Raw genomic sequence first — 16199 nt, 5'->3', positions numbered from 1 at the left:
TTTACATAATAAGTAAATTTATGAAATATAAGTGTAGGATTCCCTAAAAATATTTATTGCATATAACATTTTAACTCGTAAATTTAGGAGCAATATATAAAACCTAACCACTATTATGAACCAACTTAAAACGCTCGAGATAAAAGCTAAAGAAATTGTGCTTTCTGTCTCTGATAACCCTCAAGGACGCTATAAACTTCGATATGAATTCTATCAAAAATATGGAGATCCTTTTATTGAAGGAAAAGAAGGATTAGGAAATTCTGAATTAGCATTTATTGACTGGGAAATAAAAAGAGGGACACTTAATTCCATAAACGGACAACCAGCCGGAAGTTCTTGGTGGAGAGAAGTAAATAGTCATTTTTTATATGTAGCGACACTTGCTCAATTGATTAAAGAATCTGGAGAGACTTTTCAAAACCTGCCAGTTCCAGTGAATTTCTGGCTTAATTATATCAATTCACCCAATGAAACTTCATGGTATCGTGCGCATAATTCTAGTATCATTTCTGGATATCAAGTAGCTGATTCACTAGCCTATAAAGAAACTATTTATGAGCAATATTTTATGAATATAGTACTATATCGATTACTATATGCGCAGTCGATGGTAGAGGGCGTAAGTTTTGGAATCTTAGGTAAAATATTTGCCAATCCAAGAGGATTTGCTGTTTCTATGATAACAGATATAGAAGCGTTTTATCCAAGTAATTATCCATTATCAAAAGAAGACATTAAGTACATCACTCATCATGCACATAATTTTATGGGATTGGTAGAAGATGTTTTTGATAAACTATTAATTGTACCACATTTGAACGAGTTATATGCCGAAGCTGCTATATGGAATAACGCTCCAATAGTGAATAAGTTTATCAATAATAATAAACCTATTTATCCAATTAGTCAAAGTAAACTTAGCACAGCACACTTCAATAAAAATTTAATAATTAAAAAAATTCCAATTTCTTAAAACCAATAAACCAATGCAAAATAAACAAGAACACAAAAAGAAAATAGCAATACTGGGTAGTGGTATGTCGTCTCTTACATCCGCCTATGAACTTAGTTCCTATGAAAATTGGCAAGATCATTATGATATAACCATTTATCAAATGGGGTGGAGACTAGGAGGGAAAACTGCTACCGGGAGAGGACCAAACGAAAGGATTCAAGAACACGGGATTCATATCGCTCAAGGATGGTACGAAAATGCATTTCGACTAATTCAAGACTCTTACAGCGAATGCGAAAAACATAATTTAATGCCTAATAGTCCTTTTAAATCTTGGGAAGATGCTTTTGATCGAGAGGATACAACATTACTTACTCATTTTGATCCTAAGACAAATCGATGGATTAAAAAGAATATTATTTTTCCGTCTAACGATTATATACCTGGTCAGGGTGGACCACTGCCTTTTTCAGCAATTGTTCAAAAAGCAGTAGGATTGATTTCTGAAATTTTATTTGGAACAGACCCTAATAAAGAGAGTCTTATGAATTTAGCTTCTGAATCTGCCAAAGAAGTTAAACCTCCAGAACATCATCCGCTGTGGGCAAGTTTCAAATCTAAATTTGAAGGATTTATAAAAGATAAAATTTTTAAACATGAAGGTGAAAAGTTACTGAATTATGTGTCCGAATTAGTTCAGAATCTAACCAGTGGTGATCACGAGCATTCACAAAGAAAAGATCATCATTCTTTGATCAAAGAACTACTCGATGTGCTTTCTAAATGGATTACTAAACTCATTGATTCCATTGCAAATCATGATGAATATTTCTATTGGCTAGCTGTATTTGTAGAATTCGGACTTGTTAATATGAAAGGAACATTTGAAGATGTATATAATTCAGAAACTCACGAACTAGACTATGAGCGTATTAATGATTTGGATTACCGAGCATGGCTCAAAAACCATGGAGCAAGTGAACGATTATTGAGTTCTGCTATGGTTAGGTTTTTATATACCGGTACATTTCACAATCTAACAGGAACTGATCAGCAAGGTAGTCTAGCGGCTGGAGTTGGACTTCATTTTCTAACAAATTCAGCAGGTTACAAAGGGTCTTTTGTATGGAAGTTTAAAGCAGGAACGGCTGATACCATGATCACTCCAATTTATTTAACACTTAAAAATAGAGGTGTAAAATTTAAGTTTTTCCATAAAGTAGAACAGGTGCACTATTCGGATTCTGGAGAAATAGAAAAAGTGTCTATGGCCGAACAGGTTACATTAAAGAATGGCACATACAATCCTACGTACCCTTTCAAAGGCTTGGATGTATGGCCAGGAGAGCCTCTTTATGATCAGATAGACGATCAACAAGCTAAAATGCTTAAGGAAGGCAAATATGATCTGGAAGAAGCTTGGTGCGGTTGGAAAAATGTAAGGGAACTTGCTTTAGAAAAAGGGAAAGATTTTGACTACGTAATTTTAGGAATTCCTATTGATGTTTTAGGTGGAGATGAAGGTATCTGTAAGGAGATTATAGCTAATAATACAGCATGGAATAAGATGTATAATCACGTAAAAAGTATTCCTACCATGTCTATGCAATTATGGATTAAGCCTACATTAAAAGAGCTGGGGATGAATTTACCAGATTGGGGTTTTCCAGAAGGATCATTACCCAACTTAGTAACGTATGCTGATCCTCAATATTCATTTATAGATATGTCTCAGGTAATGCCATATGAAGACTGGAATAATGATAAACCTGGCGTATTGATATACTATACAGGATCATTCTTAGATCCTGAAAATATACCTCCATATTCGGATCATAATTATCCTCACGAACAATTAGAGCGCATTATGCGTGTTTCAGAACAATGGCTAAAAGATAAAATGGGCTGGTTTTTTCCGAATGCCACTACACTGGAGTATCCTGAAGGAATGAAGTTAGATGTAATTCATGATTTTTCAAAGGCCGCCAAAACTGACTATGGCAGACTTAAAACCCAGTTTTTTCGTGCTAATGTAAATCCTACGGATAGGTACACCTTATCACTCCCAGGTTCTAATAAATACCGTCTTAAAGCTAGTGAATCTGGTTTTGATAATCTTATAATCACCGGAGATTGGATCAATTTTGGTGTTAACGTAGGGTATTATGAAGGCGCCATAGTAGCAGGTCTTCAGGCGGGACAAGTGATGAGAAGTAAACTTGGATTGCCATCAGAAACAGCGATTTTTAGTGGAGTAAAATTGAAGTAGTAGAATATAAGTTTTACTTTTTTGAAATATATATTAAAAAAAGAGGGGCTAGTTTCCCTCTTTTTTTACTAATAGTAATTTTACTTCCCGATACAATATGTAGTGTATTACTAATAAATAAAGGGTGGGGAGAGTAAGAGGTTAAATCAAAGTACTAGATAATATTTTCTTTTAATATGGATTTTTAGACTTTGATTTTGTAATAAAATGTAGTTAGAATGATATTGTATATTCATACAAGAGCAGTAAATACTATGGTAAGTATTGAGATAGCAACTAAAAGAATTCAACCTCTCCACTAATTCTTCCAATTAATTAAAAGATTATTAATCCTTTTCATGTATTAGTTATTAGAACTGAAATAATTGAAACTATTGATGGAATAAGTGCCATTCATTAGTTGGAATATGATTGAAATTTGACATGTCATAATGTTAATACTTAAATCATATTGTAATGAAAAAAACAAATCACGTAGGGTTAAGTTTATTCGTAATAATTATTCTAAGCACGATATTTTACTCATTTGCCATTTCGAAATCAGAAAGTTCTGATCCTTATACCGAGAAATTGTCTCCTGATAATGCCGCTTTTGTAATGGTAGATTTTTTAACAGGTTTCGATCCAGGTCTGAGAACCATTGAGAAAAGCACATTTGTCAATAATGCTACAGCATTAGCTAAATTGACAGAAATTTTTGATATGCCCACGATAGTACTTGGAGAAGAAGGAGGTTTTAGAGGCAATTTCTATCCTCTGGTAAGAGAACATTTAAGCAAAGGAATCAGAGTAGAACGTCACACACCTAGTGCTTGGGATGAACCTAAATTTCGAGAGGAAATAAAGAAAATAGGGAAGAAGAAAATTATCCTAGGAGGTATATCATTAGATATCTGTACACAGTTACTCACCTTAGATCTTTTGAAAAATGGATATCAAGTATATGTAGTAGTTGATGCTTCTGGTAGTGATCAAAAATTAGTAGAACATGCGGCAATGCTTAGAATGACACAAGCAGGCGCCACCATGGTATCCTGGGGAACATTGGCTTCTGAATTAATGGGAGATTGGCAAACTCCTCAGGGAGAGGCTATAGGTAAATTGTATCAGGAGCATAGTGCTTGGGGCGGTTTTTATCAGGCGTATAAAGATTAACTGATGATGATGTCAAATAGAAAAAAACTTTCGTCAAAGTTTTATATGCCCATTTTTATGTTACTAATGACCTTGTTTATTGGTTTAAGTCTATCTGGAATTATGCTTTGGATGAATGAAGGAAGCATCGAAGGTTTCTTCTTTATATGGATAAGTAATTTTTTCAAGACTTGGATTGTAGTTATTCCGATCGTGATAATAACACTTCCGGTAGTAACAAGAATAACTAAATATGTAGCAAACTCCCCAAAAAATTAGTAGACTAAACAAAAAAATAGACTATGAAATTTAAAGATTTTGAACAACATAAATTATTTGTAAATAACACTAGAATTCATCTTAGAAAAGCCGGGAATGGAACACCAATTTTGTTGGTACACGGCTGGTTGGGGACATCCTATACTTGGCGAAAAATAGCTCCGAAATTAGTGGAAGATGGATATACGGTGATTTGTCCAGATATGCGAGGTTATGGTGATAGCGATAAACCTTTGAGTGGTTATGATGGATTAAATTTAGTAGAAGACCTTAGAGCAATATTACGGCAATTAGAAATTTCTAAAAAAGTACATGTGGTAGGTTGGGATATGGGGGCTTTACCAACATTTCTTTTCGCAGCTCATTTTCCGGAAGAGGTTGCATCAATAACTTATTTGGATGAGCCATTGCCCAGTGTTAACCTACATCAGTTTACCACATTTACAAAAGAAAACCATGGCGGATATTGGCATTTTGGATTCAATGCAGCTATTGATTTGCCAGAAACACTTATTGATGGAAAAGAACGTGAATTTTGGAATTATCTTTATGGGTTGATGCTTTACAATCCTTCTGCAATTAGCGAAAAGGATAAAGATGAATATATGAGAACCTACGCTTCTAAAGCTGGGATTCGAGGCAGTGTAGGCTGGTACAAGGATGCTTTGATAACTACAGATCAGTTTTCTGCAGCTATAGAAAAAGGTAAAATACAAGTACCTGTCTTAGCTCTTGGAGGACAATATGGATCGGCCTATACTTTCCAACAGTTAGAACCTTTCTGTGCGGATATTACAGGTGGTGTAATTCCAAATTGTGGACATATGATAGCGGAAGAACGACCAGAGTATTTATTGAAACAAGTACTACAATTTCTAAAAAAACCATAAAATGTGTTTAGTTTCTTGATGTTGAATAATAAAATAATAATAAACTTGATACTATCATTCACTTTAATGGCAGTATCAGTCAATGCTCAAGAAAAAAGAAAGAAAAATCAACCAATAATACCTGTTAGGTTTCTTGAAAACTATGAATACTTAAAGGATACATCTCAGGTTTCGAATACATTAGACCATTTGAAATTTGTACCTCTAAACAATACTAAAACATCTTATATATCAATAGGTGGAGAAGTAAAGGTATTTTACGAAAGTACGCGAAATCGTGATGATGAGGGTGAAGGCTATTTATTAACCAGATTGATGGTTCATGCGGATCTGCATATTGGTAATAATTTCAGGTTTTTTGTACAACCTGCCTCTGGTTTTGAGTCGTTTAGGGAAGCTCCGCCAAGAAGTATTGATAGAGACGAACTTTTCTTATTGAACGCATTTGTTGATTATAAGATTTTAAATTCAGAAAGAAATACGTTTACCACAAGAATCGGAAGACAAGAGTTAAATTATGGACGAGGTAGACTTGTGACGATCCGAGAAGGTCCCAATGTAAGGCATTATTGGGAGGGTATCTCTCTTTTGTACAATAGTAAAGACTGGAAAGCAGATACTTTTTTTACCAAGTACGGAACGAACGATTTTGGCATTCTTGATAATCCTGTTTTAGATTCAGATGAAACCTTTTGGGGGAGCTATTTGCAATCAAAAAAAGCTATTGTTTTTAAGGGAAAATTAGATGCTTACTATCTAGGTTTTATAGATGATACTTCTCAATTCTTTAACGCTGATGGTAAAGAAACCAGGCATACAATTGGAGTCCGAGTGTATAAAAAAGGTACTCATTGGGATTATGATGTGGAAGCTGCAGGACAATTCGGGACCGTTGGTGATTCTGATATTACAGCTTTTGGTTTTTTTGGAGAGGTCGGGTACACTTTTGATTCAGAAGATGTTATAAAGAAAAGAATAGGGCTAAAAGTAGATTATTTTACAGGAGATAGAGATTCGACAGATACTAAGGTCAATACTTTTAATCCAATGTATCCAAGACAAGGATATTATAGAGGTGCCGGAGCATTGTATGCGGCAAATTTTTGGGATGTGCACCCTAGCTTTACAATAGAAAAAACCAACGAGTTTTCTTTTCTATTGGATTGGACCTGGTATTGGAGAACTTCTGTAGAAGATGGTCTTTATATCGGTGGCTCTGGTATTCCGTTTTTAGCGCCTAATGATTCTAATAAAGAATATCTAGGGAGTCAACTTGATTTTCAGTTTACCTATACTTTCAATAAGTATTTTAAAGGAAGTATCAACTATTCTCATTTTTATTCAGGAGGATTTGTAAAAGATAATCCTACCCCTATGGAGATCAGTGATTTTTTAAACTTGACGTTACATTTTAGATTTTAATACAAAATGCAAAGTAATATACTTTGATTTGATAAACATTTTTAAACTATTTAAACAGATGAAATTATTTAAAGAATTAATATCAACAAACACAAATGCTCCTGTGATTCTTTTATTTGGAGGTGATCCTGGCAGAAGGCATTCAGTCATTCAAATCATTTCAGAGATTGGTGATTTAACTATTTATGGAGCATTGAGTGAAACAGAAGGAATTCAGCTGCTACGAGAAAGAGATAAGGTAGATATAGTTCTCATAGGAGGAGCCTATACATCTGAGCAGCGTGTGCGAATTAAAAATTTTATCCGAGATCATGATGAAAATATTAAAATAACTGAACCAGGTGTAGAATATAGGTATAGTGATGAGGGTATTCAGAAGGATATAGCTAAAAAGCTTGGCTTGAAACCAAAATTATATAACTAAAATCATAGGAACATGAAAAACAAAATTCTCTTTGTAATTAGTCTACTTTTCGGACTAATGATGCTTAACTCGGGCGTAAGCAAATTCACAAATCATATGCCTGTAATAGAAATGCCAGATGAGGCAAACGCTCTTATCAATGCTATGATAGCTTCGGGATGGTTATTTGCTTTGGTAGGGGTTATTGAGATTATTGGTGGAATTCTATTCACTATTCCTAAATATAGAGGACTTGGGGCATTGATTATTTTTCCAATAACCGTTGGAATTTTTTTGTTCAATATATTCTTAGCTCCTTCAAATACTGTTCTAAGTATCATATTGTTGCTTATAAACGTATGGGTGTTATGGGAGAACAAGGATAAATATCAGCATATATGGAGTTGATAGGTAACTTAAGAAGAAGTGTAAATTAAAAATTTTTAAAAATGAATAATTACCAAGAAATCATAAATCTTGAAAGCAGAGCTGAAATGACATTTGATGACGGATTATTTGATCAGCATATAGGTTTATGGGCTGAGAATGAATGTAAATTCGAAAGTCCTTTTGGAAGTTTTGACAATGCCAAAGAATATATCGATTGGTTAAAAGGATTTTATGAAACTACACAGAAATTAGGAGGTACGCGTCATTTGGTTCTAAACCCTGTCGTGACGATAGAAAATGATACTGCGCAATTTACAGGATATCTTTATATCATAAACAAATCTAATGGAGCGTTTATGGGAACTTCAGTGATGAAGGATAAGTTCAAGTTGATCAATTCAGAATGGAAGTTTGTTTTCCGAAGTGTTTCTCCGGATCAAGATTTAAGCAAAATATTAAGTTAAAAAACATGAAAATTGAATATCACACAAAAGCAATTAACGGAATTAATCAATCTTATATAGAATGTGGCGAAGGAGAACCTTTATTTCTGATTCACGGTTTTCCGCAGCATTCACATATGTGGCGTAAAATGATGCCTAAACTTTCTAAAAAATTTAGAGTGATTGCTCCTGATCTTCGTGGAATGGGCGGTTCTTCTATTACTCCTGCGGGTTACGAAAAAGAACAGTTGGCAAAGGATATGTATAATCTCATCAGTGAATTAAATCTTAAGAATATCAATCTGGTTGGATATGATCATGGCGGTGGAGTCGCTTATTCTTTAGTTGCTCAATTTCCAGAGATGGTTAAAAAAGCCTGCTTTATAGAATACACACCACCAGGTTTTGGATACGAATATGGTTTGCAACCGACTAGGAATTGGCAAGCTTGGCAGTTATCTTTCTTTACTGTACCCGATGTGGCTGTGCAGTTTATAGCGGGAAAGGAACGAGAATTGCTTGCATGGTATTTCTGGCATTGGAGTTATAACCCAGATGCAGTATCTCAGGAAGATTTTGAACTGTATGTTCGTCAACTTCAAAAACCTGGAGCTTTGCGAGCAGGTTTTGCCCATTTTGGAGCGGTATTCGATGATACCGAACATTTTAAGGAAACCTCAAAGATAAAATTAAAAATTCCAGTTTTGGCACTGGGAGGGGAAATGGGAGCTGGTAATTATATGGTTCCAGGATGGCAACAGCTAGCTGAAAATGTAGATGGCGGTGTTATTGAAAAATGTGGACATTGGATGGCCGATGAACGGCCCAATGAATTGTCGGAACGTTTATTAAGTTTTTTTGTGTAAAATAAAAGATTTGATTTAGTAGAACTGATGATGGTTTTATAGAAAACCTCATTTCAAATAACTGTAAAAAGTAGTACTATTTCGCTAATTTTTGAAATGCTATTTGTTCCTTTTCATAGAACTTAGTTGGTATATTTTAAACCATAAAACAAAATCTAATGAGTACAAAAACAAATCCATTTTCAGAAGAACTAACTCCAGAAAACTGTTGCTTCGTTATGATAGACCATCAAGTTGGGTTGTCTACTTTTTTAACATCGATAGATCCAGCACTTTTAAAAAATAACATTCTGGGTCATGCCAAAACAGCGAAAGCATTTAATATCCCTACCGTATTGGGGACAAGCTGGCCTCAAGGACCCAATGGACCTACCATTCCAGAATTAAAAACTCTTTTTGGAGAAGAAAGCATTATTGATCGACCATTTGTTAATTTTTGGAATGACCCAAAATCAAAAGAGGCTGTTGTGTCTACAGGAAGAAAAAAATTAGTAATGTCTGGTTTAGCTACAGAAGTTTGCGTTGCATTTCCAGCTATTGCTGCAGCACAAGAAGGGTATGACGTCTATGCGGTTATTGATGCGTCTGCAGATTGGAATCCTCTAGTTACAGAAGTAACAATGAAACGTCTGGTTTCGGCAGGAGTAGTAGTAACTACTTGGGTAGCTGTACTGGCAGAATTAGCAAATAACACTCAAATAAACGGAGAGCACATTGCAAACCTATTAAGCGAACATATGGGGCAATATTCGGTAGCTATGGCAAATTATCTTGGTGTCGCTAAAAATGCAGAAATGATGCAAGAACATATAGGTACTCCATCATTAATGGCACATCTCTAAAAAATGAAACACACTATCACTCGGAATAAAAAATGATGGATTCATAATTGATAGCGGTAGTGTGTTTTTGAATAAAGAAGAAAGTTTAATAAAAATTAGTTTTGAAATGAATTTTGTCAGAAAAGTAAAAGAGTTTATAAATAAAGCTTATCAAGGAAAAATTACAGAGGCCAGAGACATGCTCCATGAAAATGTATTACTCGAAATGTCGGGAAATAATCAATTAAGTGGGAAACATTATGGAAAAGATGTTTTCTTTGAGAATTTTTCAAAAATGTTAGCATTAAGTAACGGAACGTATAAGATTACTAAAGAATACGATTGGCTAAATGGTGAAGATAAATGTTTACTTATAGCTGAGGAGTTCATAGAAAGAGATGGTACAATGTATTATTTTGATCGTGTGATACAATATGATTTTGAAAAGGATAAAATTAGTAAAGTTAGGATTTATGAAGGTAATCCTTCAGTTGTAAATGAAGCCTTCCGTTAGATAAAATATTAATTATATAATTTAAAATCAGAAAACTGTATAATTTCTCATTTCCAAAATATCATCTTTATATCCATTTACTTTATCCAAAAAGATTTGCAGTTGGATCTTATCTTCCTTTGATAAGGATGTTTTATGACCACTCTTCCAGCAAATTCTTAGTATAAAGTTTTCCTTTTCTGATTGACATTGTGATAATTCATAATCAGAAATAGTGTTTTTGTCGTTCAAGTTTGTAATTCCATTTTTATAAAACTTTAAAAATCGACGTATCTCGGATTGAGCGACTCTAAATCTAATGTATGTGATCATTTTTGCCATTTTTTACGATAATCTAAAGGGGTTATACCTTCGTATTTTTTAAAGAAGCGGATAAAATACCCAGAACTTTCAAAACCTATTTGATAAGCGATTTCAGAAATATTATTGAAAGTATGTAGTAATTGACATTTTGCTAAAAGCATGGTTCGTTGATTGATAATTGATTTGGCAGACTTTCCACTAGCTCTACGCACACATTCTCCTAAATATGTAGGATTAATATTTAGCATATCTGCAAATTCACGCACCAAAAAAGGTCTATCTACTTTCTGACTAGCTAAATCCTTGAAGTTTTGTTCCATAATTAATATGAACTTATTATAAATAAAATCCGAAGATTTTTTATATCCTCCCAATCCATTTGTTCCATTACCATTTGCGTGCATTCGATTAGTTTTTATGAGAATCACAAAAAGCCAAAATTTTATAAGCTCTACAGAATATTTGCTGATTGTATTAAACTCTTTGTAGAGTTCATTAAACACAGTTTTATAGAGTTTGAGTCTTGCTTTATCCAAGGAGAACTTACGTCGTGAGTTGGGCATTAGGTAATCAAATGTATTGATAAGGTTTTTATCATCTATTAGCAGTAGTAGATAGTCTAACGTAAAGGCTACCAAAAAACCATTAGGATTGTCTAATTTTTGCCAGGTTTTAATTTCTCCTGGTTTTGAAAAGAAAATCTCGTTTCTTCCAATTTCTAGAGATTTTAATTGATTGATCTTAGCGATACAACCTTTTTCTACAAAATAGATCGTGAAAAAATCATAGATAAAAGGAGAATTTAGAAATTCATCTGGTTTCACGTCAGATAAACGACACATAAAAAATTCACTTTTTTCTGTAATTCCTTCAATTCCACAGGTTGTTTTATCAGGAAGAACATTTTTTACAAAAGAGAAAATGTCTAGGTTAGGGATCAATTTTAAATTCGTAGTCATAGCATTTTTTAGTTTGCTATATTCCAAAGAGGTGCCAAAAAGGAATACAAAATTTAATTACGGTCAAACCGCTGTTTTTTAATTGTTTACAGGTTTTTATGGAAATTGCTTTTGGGTTAAGTACATTATATTCACGAAAAAATAATGAAAAAATATCACGATATTCACGAATATTTCGTGAATATGATGTAAATTATAACCTGGTACGTAATATTGAATAAAATGAGTCACTCTAATTCCGAAAAACCCTTCGAAAGCACATCTGTCGAACAAACTGCACAGTTAGCAAAGATTCTTGAAGCTTTGATTTATGCAGAAGAAACTCATGATTTAATCAAAGTTATTCTGGAAAAAATCTCTTCTCTTTTTACTATCGATGATGTAGGCCTTTTTGAAATAAGAGAAGACGGTTGGCATAGAGATTTTGCTGTAGATTATTATAATCACAATAACGTTTCTAGTTCTATCAAAAGTGCTGGGTTAACTGGTTTTTTACCACCAGACAATGCTTTGAATTCGTTATTAGAAGAAGCAAAAATAGTAGACTTTAAAGTATTGATGAATGAATTTTCTGATCACCCGCATTTTCCATTTTTATGGGAAGGTGGCTTGAGAGAATTTATAAGTGCTCCTATGTACTATGGAGGGAAGCTTTTTGGAGTATTTATTTTATGGTCAAAAGAAAAGGGTCGATTTGTTAAAAAGAATATTCCTTTATTCAAAGAAGTAACAAAATATTTAAGTGTGTCTCTAAGACAGATTGTTGACCGAGAAAACATTGCTCGTGAAAAAAAGTTTAAAGAAACCTTATTGAGTATCACGGAGGCAATTGCCTCTGCGAATACACCAAAACAATTATACAAAAATATTTTTGAACGTATCAAACCGGTTTTTTCTTATGATGAACTTGGGTTGTTCGTATTGGATGATAGTGGGGATTTTCATTATGAATTAATTGATCAGGAAGTACTAGAAACTCCGATTTCTCAGATCATTATAGAAGAAAACCTAGGTAAGCATACTAAATATAGACATAAAGGTTCTACGGCTGATTGGTTGATGCGTAAAGGACTTAGTGTAGTTTCATTAAGGGAACTTAATGAAAAAACTCAGCATCCTCAATTGAAATACATGATAGAAGCAGGGCTAAAACAAATGATTGCCGCGCCTTTGGAAAACGGTGGTAAGGCATTTGGAATTTTATGTTTTAACTCACTTATAGACGATTTTTATAAGGAAGAAGATCTTGTGCTTTTTAACAACATTGCGGAGCAAATTTCCGTAGCTGTATCAAATATATTGGCTAATGAAAAGGTGTTGTCAGAAAAATTTTTTAAAGAAAAGCTACTAAATATTAGTACGGCAGTATCAAATATCTCTAATAGAAAAGAATTGTTTAGAGTCATTTTTGAAGACTTAAAAACATTATTGGATTTTGATAATGCTGGCTTGTTTTATATTGATGTCGAAAAGGATGTCTTTTTTGAGGTTTTGGATGAAGGAACAGTAGATGATGTTCAAAATACACTAGCCCGTAACAATTTGTTAGGTCCTTTCTCGTATTCCGGGGCAAATAAAGACGCATTGATATATATGGATGAAGTTGGGATTGTAGATGTTATGGAACAATCTAAAATATACCCTAATCCTCAGTGGGAGATCATGATCAAATCAGGGCTTAAAAAAATGTTGGTTTCTCCATTAAACCTGGGCGGAAAAAGAATTGGGTTTATTTGTTTTAATACAAAACAAACTGATTTATATTCTGAAGATGATTATAGGTTGGTTGGGGCTATTGCTGAGCAAGTGTCAATAGCCCTTGGAAATGTGATGGCAAATGAGAATATCCAAAAGCGTGAACAAGAGAAAACTCAATTACTACAAATTACGCAGAAAGTAAATGAATTAAGGAACCTCAATGATTTTCTTAGGTTTTCTGCGCAAAACTTACAATCTATTTTTAAATTTCATGATGTTGGTGTTTTTATATTAACCGAAGATAAAAAGTATCATTATGATTTGGTAGGTGTTGATCCATCGATAAGTCCTTCAAACTGGAGTTTTGCATTAGCTAATGAGGGCACAGAGCTGGTTGAACACAAAGATTCGCTTATTGAGTGGATGATAGAAACCATAGCAGAGAATGACAATCTAATGCTATTCGATTTTGAAGATTTACAACAAAAGTTTCCTGATTATTATCAATTTCAATTGTTAGATTTTATTGAGGCAGGATATAGGGATTGTTTAGCGGCAAATTTAAGAGTTGGTGATACGATTTATGGAATGTTTTGCATAAATGCCTTAAAAAAAGATTATTTTGATGCATCTCAATTCCGATTATTTCAGAATGTTGTGGAGCAATTATCGGTAGCAGTTTCTAATATTCTTGCTTCTGGACAGTTACTTCAAGAGAAGGAATTTAGTGATACCTTACTTAATTTAACGGAGTCTATTGCTTCTTCTAACAACCCTTTAGAACTATATAAAACCTTAAATGATTCTATAAAAAATGTTATTCCGTTCGAGCAGGTGGGATTATTGTTGTTAGATCCAAGTAAAGAGTATCATTTCGAACTTATTAATGAACGTTTTGATACAAGTGCTTCATATACAGCAAGAGAGCTAGATAAAGCTACTCGTTATAAACATAAAAATACTTCGGTAGCATGGCTAATGGAAAATGGTCCGGTGATAGTTGCTATGGATACTTTGGTAAAAACAACAGAACATCCACGACATAAGGATATGGTTGCTGCTGGAGTAAAGACACTATTGGGAGGTCCTTTAATTGCCAATGGAGAAATGTTTGGGATGCTAGCCTTTAAATCAAAAAAAGAGAACACGTACAATGAGGATCATCTACAATTTTATAAAGCTATTTCTAAACAAGTAGCAGTAACTACCTCAAATATTCTGGCGAATAAAGAAATTATTAAAAAGAATGAGTTGCAATCTCTAGAATTAAGACTTTCATCAATAATCACCAAAGAAGAAGAAATAGCTGAAAAATGGAGTGCTATCCTGGATGAGTTAAAAGGGTTCATTCCTTTTTCTTATGCATTGATATTGGATACTTCTGAAGATAAAGAAAGAAATCTATACCGTTACGAGTGGGTCTCATCCAGGGAAAAAAGATTTTTAGATATAGAAACACTATCTAAAATCAAAAATGTTGAAGTTTCTGAATTGAGAAAATGGGAAAAAGATCTATCTAAATATGCTTTCCCAGAAAGTAATTTTCTAAACGAATTAGAAGCGAAAAAGGGAGTTTCAAAAACCAGCACTTCAAAATTAGGTTACAAAGCGGTACTGAAGCATGATATTGTACTTAAAAAGGAAAAACATATGATACAGTTCTTTTTATTTAGCAGAAATAATCAAACTTTTTTGAAAGAACATTCAGATGTTTTACGATCCATTCAGAATACATTACAGCTATCCTTAGAGAAAATGTTCGCGAACATTTCGGTAAAGAACTTGTCGGATCAACTAAAATTAGAGAAGGACTATTTGCAAATAGCAGTTAAAGAGGCCTATAATTTTAATGAAATGGTAGGTGATAGTAGTGCGATGAGGTCAATTTTTAAAAAGATAACAGAAGTATCCCAAGTAGATGCAACTGTGCTTCTTCTTGGCGAAACTGGTACAGGAAAGGAACTTATTGCCAGAGCTATACATGAAAATTCGGATAGGGAAGATAAAGTCCTTATTAAAGTGAATTGCGCAGCAATTCCGGCTCAAATTGTAGAATCAGAGCTTTTCGGACATGAGAAAGGAGCTTTTACAGGAGCTGTGCAACGACGTATTGGAAAGTTTGAATTAGCGCATAAAGGAACAATTTTCTTAGATGAAATAGGAGAAATGCCTTTGGAGTTACAGACGAAACTTCTGCGTGTTTTGCAAGAGCGTGAATTAGAACGTTTGGGTAGTAATGATACTATTAAACTTGATTTTAGAGTTATTGCAGCTACTAACAGAAATCTGGAAGAAGAAGTTGCGAATGGTAAGTTTAGAGCTGATTTGTTTTATCGGTTGAACTCCTTTCCGATACTTGTGCCGCCATTAAGAGAGCGCGGAGATGATGTATTGTTAATCGCTGATTTTTTCTCCAGACAAGCCTCAGAGCGATTTGGACTTCCTTTTAAAGGGTTTACTCAGAATACCTTAAATAGATTAAAAAAATATAGTTGGCCCGGAAATGTTCGTGAACTTCAAAACGTAATTGAGCAAGCAATAATTTCGCAACGAGGAAAAGTTTTGGAGATATATCCAGGGCGTTCTAACATCCCTGGTATAGAAAAACTTGTGCATACCGGAGGATTAGTCAATGAAACTCTTTTGCAAGATGATAGTTTCGATATGGAAGTTATAAAAAAAGAAAAAGATAAAGTGGAGCGCGCGTATCTTTTAAAAGTGCTGGAAAGTACAAAATGGAGGGTAAGTGGTAAAAATGGAGCTGCACAAAAATTGGGAGTGGCTCCTTCTACATTAGAATCTAGAATGCGTAAATTAGATATTACTCGATCCTAAATTGATGAAATAAAT

15 protein-coding genes are annotated in these 16199 nt (G+C 33.8%); 13 read left to right on the top strand and 2 right to left on the bottom strand.

Annotation, left to right across the window (positions count from 1 at the left end):
* Positions 1 to 115: 115 nt before the first annotated feature.
* From Q0829_RS18195 to Q0829_RS18140, 12 genes are all read left to right on the top strand, one after another.
* Positions 116 to 976: a hypothetical protein gene (locus tag Q0829_RS18195; RefSeq protein ID WP_298545825.1), complete on the top strand. Its 861-nt coding sequence runs from the start codon at positions 116 to 118 to the stop codon at positions 974 to 976.
* A 13-nt stretch (positions 977 to 989) separates the two neighbouring features.
* Positions 990 to 3227, top strand: a complete 2238-nt coding sequence (locus Q0829_RS18190; protein ID WP_298545824.1) for an NAD(P)-binding protein — start codon at positions 990 to 992, stop codon at positions 3225 to 3227.
* Positions 3228 to 3683: 456 nt separating this feature from the next.
* The gene (locus Q0829_RS18185; RefSeq protein WP_298545822.1) at positions 3684 to 4382 is read left to right on the top strand and encodes an isochorismatase family protein; all 699 of its coding nucleotides are present in this window, start codon (positions 3684 to 3686) and stop codon (positions 4380 to 4382) included.
* Between the two features lie 9 nt (positions 4383 to 4391).
* A complete protein-coding gene (locus Q0829_RS18180) occupies positions 4392 to 4640 on the top strand; it encodes a DUF2798 domain-containing protein (RefSeq protein ID WP_298545821.1) in 249 nt (82 codons plus the stop codon).
* Between the two features lie 23 nt (positions 4641 to 4663).
* Complete coding sequence (locus Q0829_RS18175) at positions 4664 to 5530, top strand: alpha/beta hydrolase (RefSeq protein WP_298545819.1); 867 nt, start codon at positions 4664 to 4666, stop codon at positions 5528 to 5530.
* A gap of 66 nt (positions 5531 to 5596) precedes the next feature.
* On the top strand, positions 5597 to 6952 hold the full coding sequence (locus tag Q0829_RS18170; RefSeq protein WP_298545818.1) for an alginate export family protein: 1356 nt from the start codon (positions 5597 to 5599) through the stop codon (positions 6950 to 6952).
* Between the two features lie 58 nt (positions 6953 to 7010).
* Positions 7011 to 7376: a hypothetical protein gene (locus Q0829_RS18165; protein ID WP_298545817.1), complete on the top strand. Its 366-nt coding sequence runs from the start codon at positions 7011 to 7013 to the stop codon at positions 7374 to 7376.
* Positions 7377 to 7388: 12 nt separating this feature from the next.
* A complete protein-coding gene (locus Q0829_RS18160) occupies positions 7389 to 7763 on the top strand; it encodes a DoxX family membrane protein (protein ID WP_298545816.1) in 375 nt (124 codons plus the stop codon).
* 41 nt (positions 7764 to 7804) lie between these two features.
* Positions 7805 to 8209, top strand: a complete 405-nt coding sequence (locus Q0829_RS18155; RefSeq protein WP_298545815.1) for a nuclear transport factor 2 family protein — start codon at positions 7805 to 7807, stop codon at positions 8207 to 8209.
* Positions 8149 to 9054, top strand: coding sequence for an alpha/beta hydrolase (locus Q0829_RS18150; protein ID WP_366893548.1), 906 nt, complete (start codon positions 8149 to 8151; stop codon positions 9052 to 9054). Before Q0829_RS18155 ends, Q0829_RS18150 begins: the two co-directional genes overlap by 61 nt.
* Positions 9055 to 9212: 158 nt before the next feature.
* Positions 9213 to 9896: an isochorismatase family protein gene (locus Q0829_RS18145; protein WP_298545813.1), complete on the top strand. Its 684-nt coding sequence runs from the start codon at positions 9213 to 9215 to the stop codon at positions 9894 to 9896.
* Positions 9897 to 10002: 106 nt separating this feature from the next.
* Complete coding sequence (locus Q0829_RS18140) at positions 10003 to 10389, top strand: hypothetical protein (RefSeq protein ID WP_298545812.1); 387 nt, start codon at positions 10003 to 10005, stop codon at positions 10387 to 10389.
* 27 nt (positions 10390 to 10416) lie between these two features.
* Here the strand turns inward: Q0829_RS18140 and Q0829_RS18135 are convergent, their stop codons facing one another.
* Together Q0829_RS18135 and Q0829_RS18130 are read right to left on the bottom strand one after the other, a co-directional pair.
* A complete protein-coding gene (locus Q0829_RS18135) occupies positions 10417 to 10701 on the bottom strand; it encodes a hypothetical protein (protein WP_298545811.1) in 285 nt (94 codons plus the stop codon).
* Positions 10698 to 11651 (bottom strand): helix-turn-helix domain-containing protein, encoded by a 954-nt coding sequence (locus Q0829_RS18130; RefSeq protein ID WP_298545810.1) that lies wholly within the window; start codon positions 11649 to 11651, stop codon positions 10698 to 10700. Before Q0829_RS18130 ends, Q0829_RS18135 begins: the two co-directional genes overlap by 4 nt.
* Before the next feature lie 222 nt (positions 11652 to 11873).
* Between Q0829_RS18130 and Q0829_RS18125 the strand changes: the two genes are divergently transcribed.
* Positions 11874 to 16184, top strand: a complete 4311-nt coding sequence (locus tag Q0829_RS18125) for a sigma 54-interacting transcriptional regulator (protein ID WP_298545809.1) — start codon at positions 11874 to 11876, stop codon at positions 16182 to 16184.
* Positions 16185 to 16199: the final 15 nt, after the last annotated feature.

Source organism: uncultured Aquimarina sp. (genome assembly GCF_947492405.1).
Classification (GTDB): domain Bacteria; phylum Bacteroidota; class Bacteroidia; order Flavobacteriales; family Flavobacteriaceae; genus Aquimarina.
This window is presented reverse-complemented; position numbering and strand designations above follow the sequence as displayed.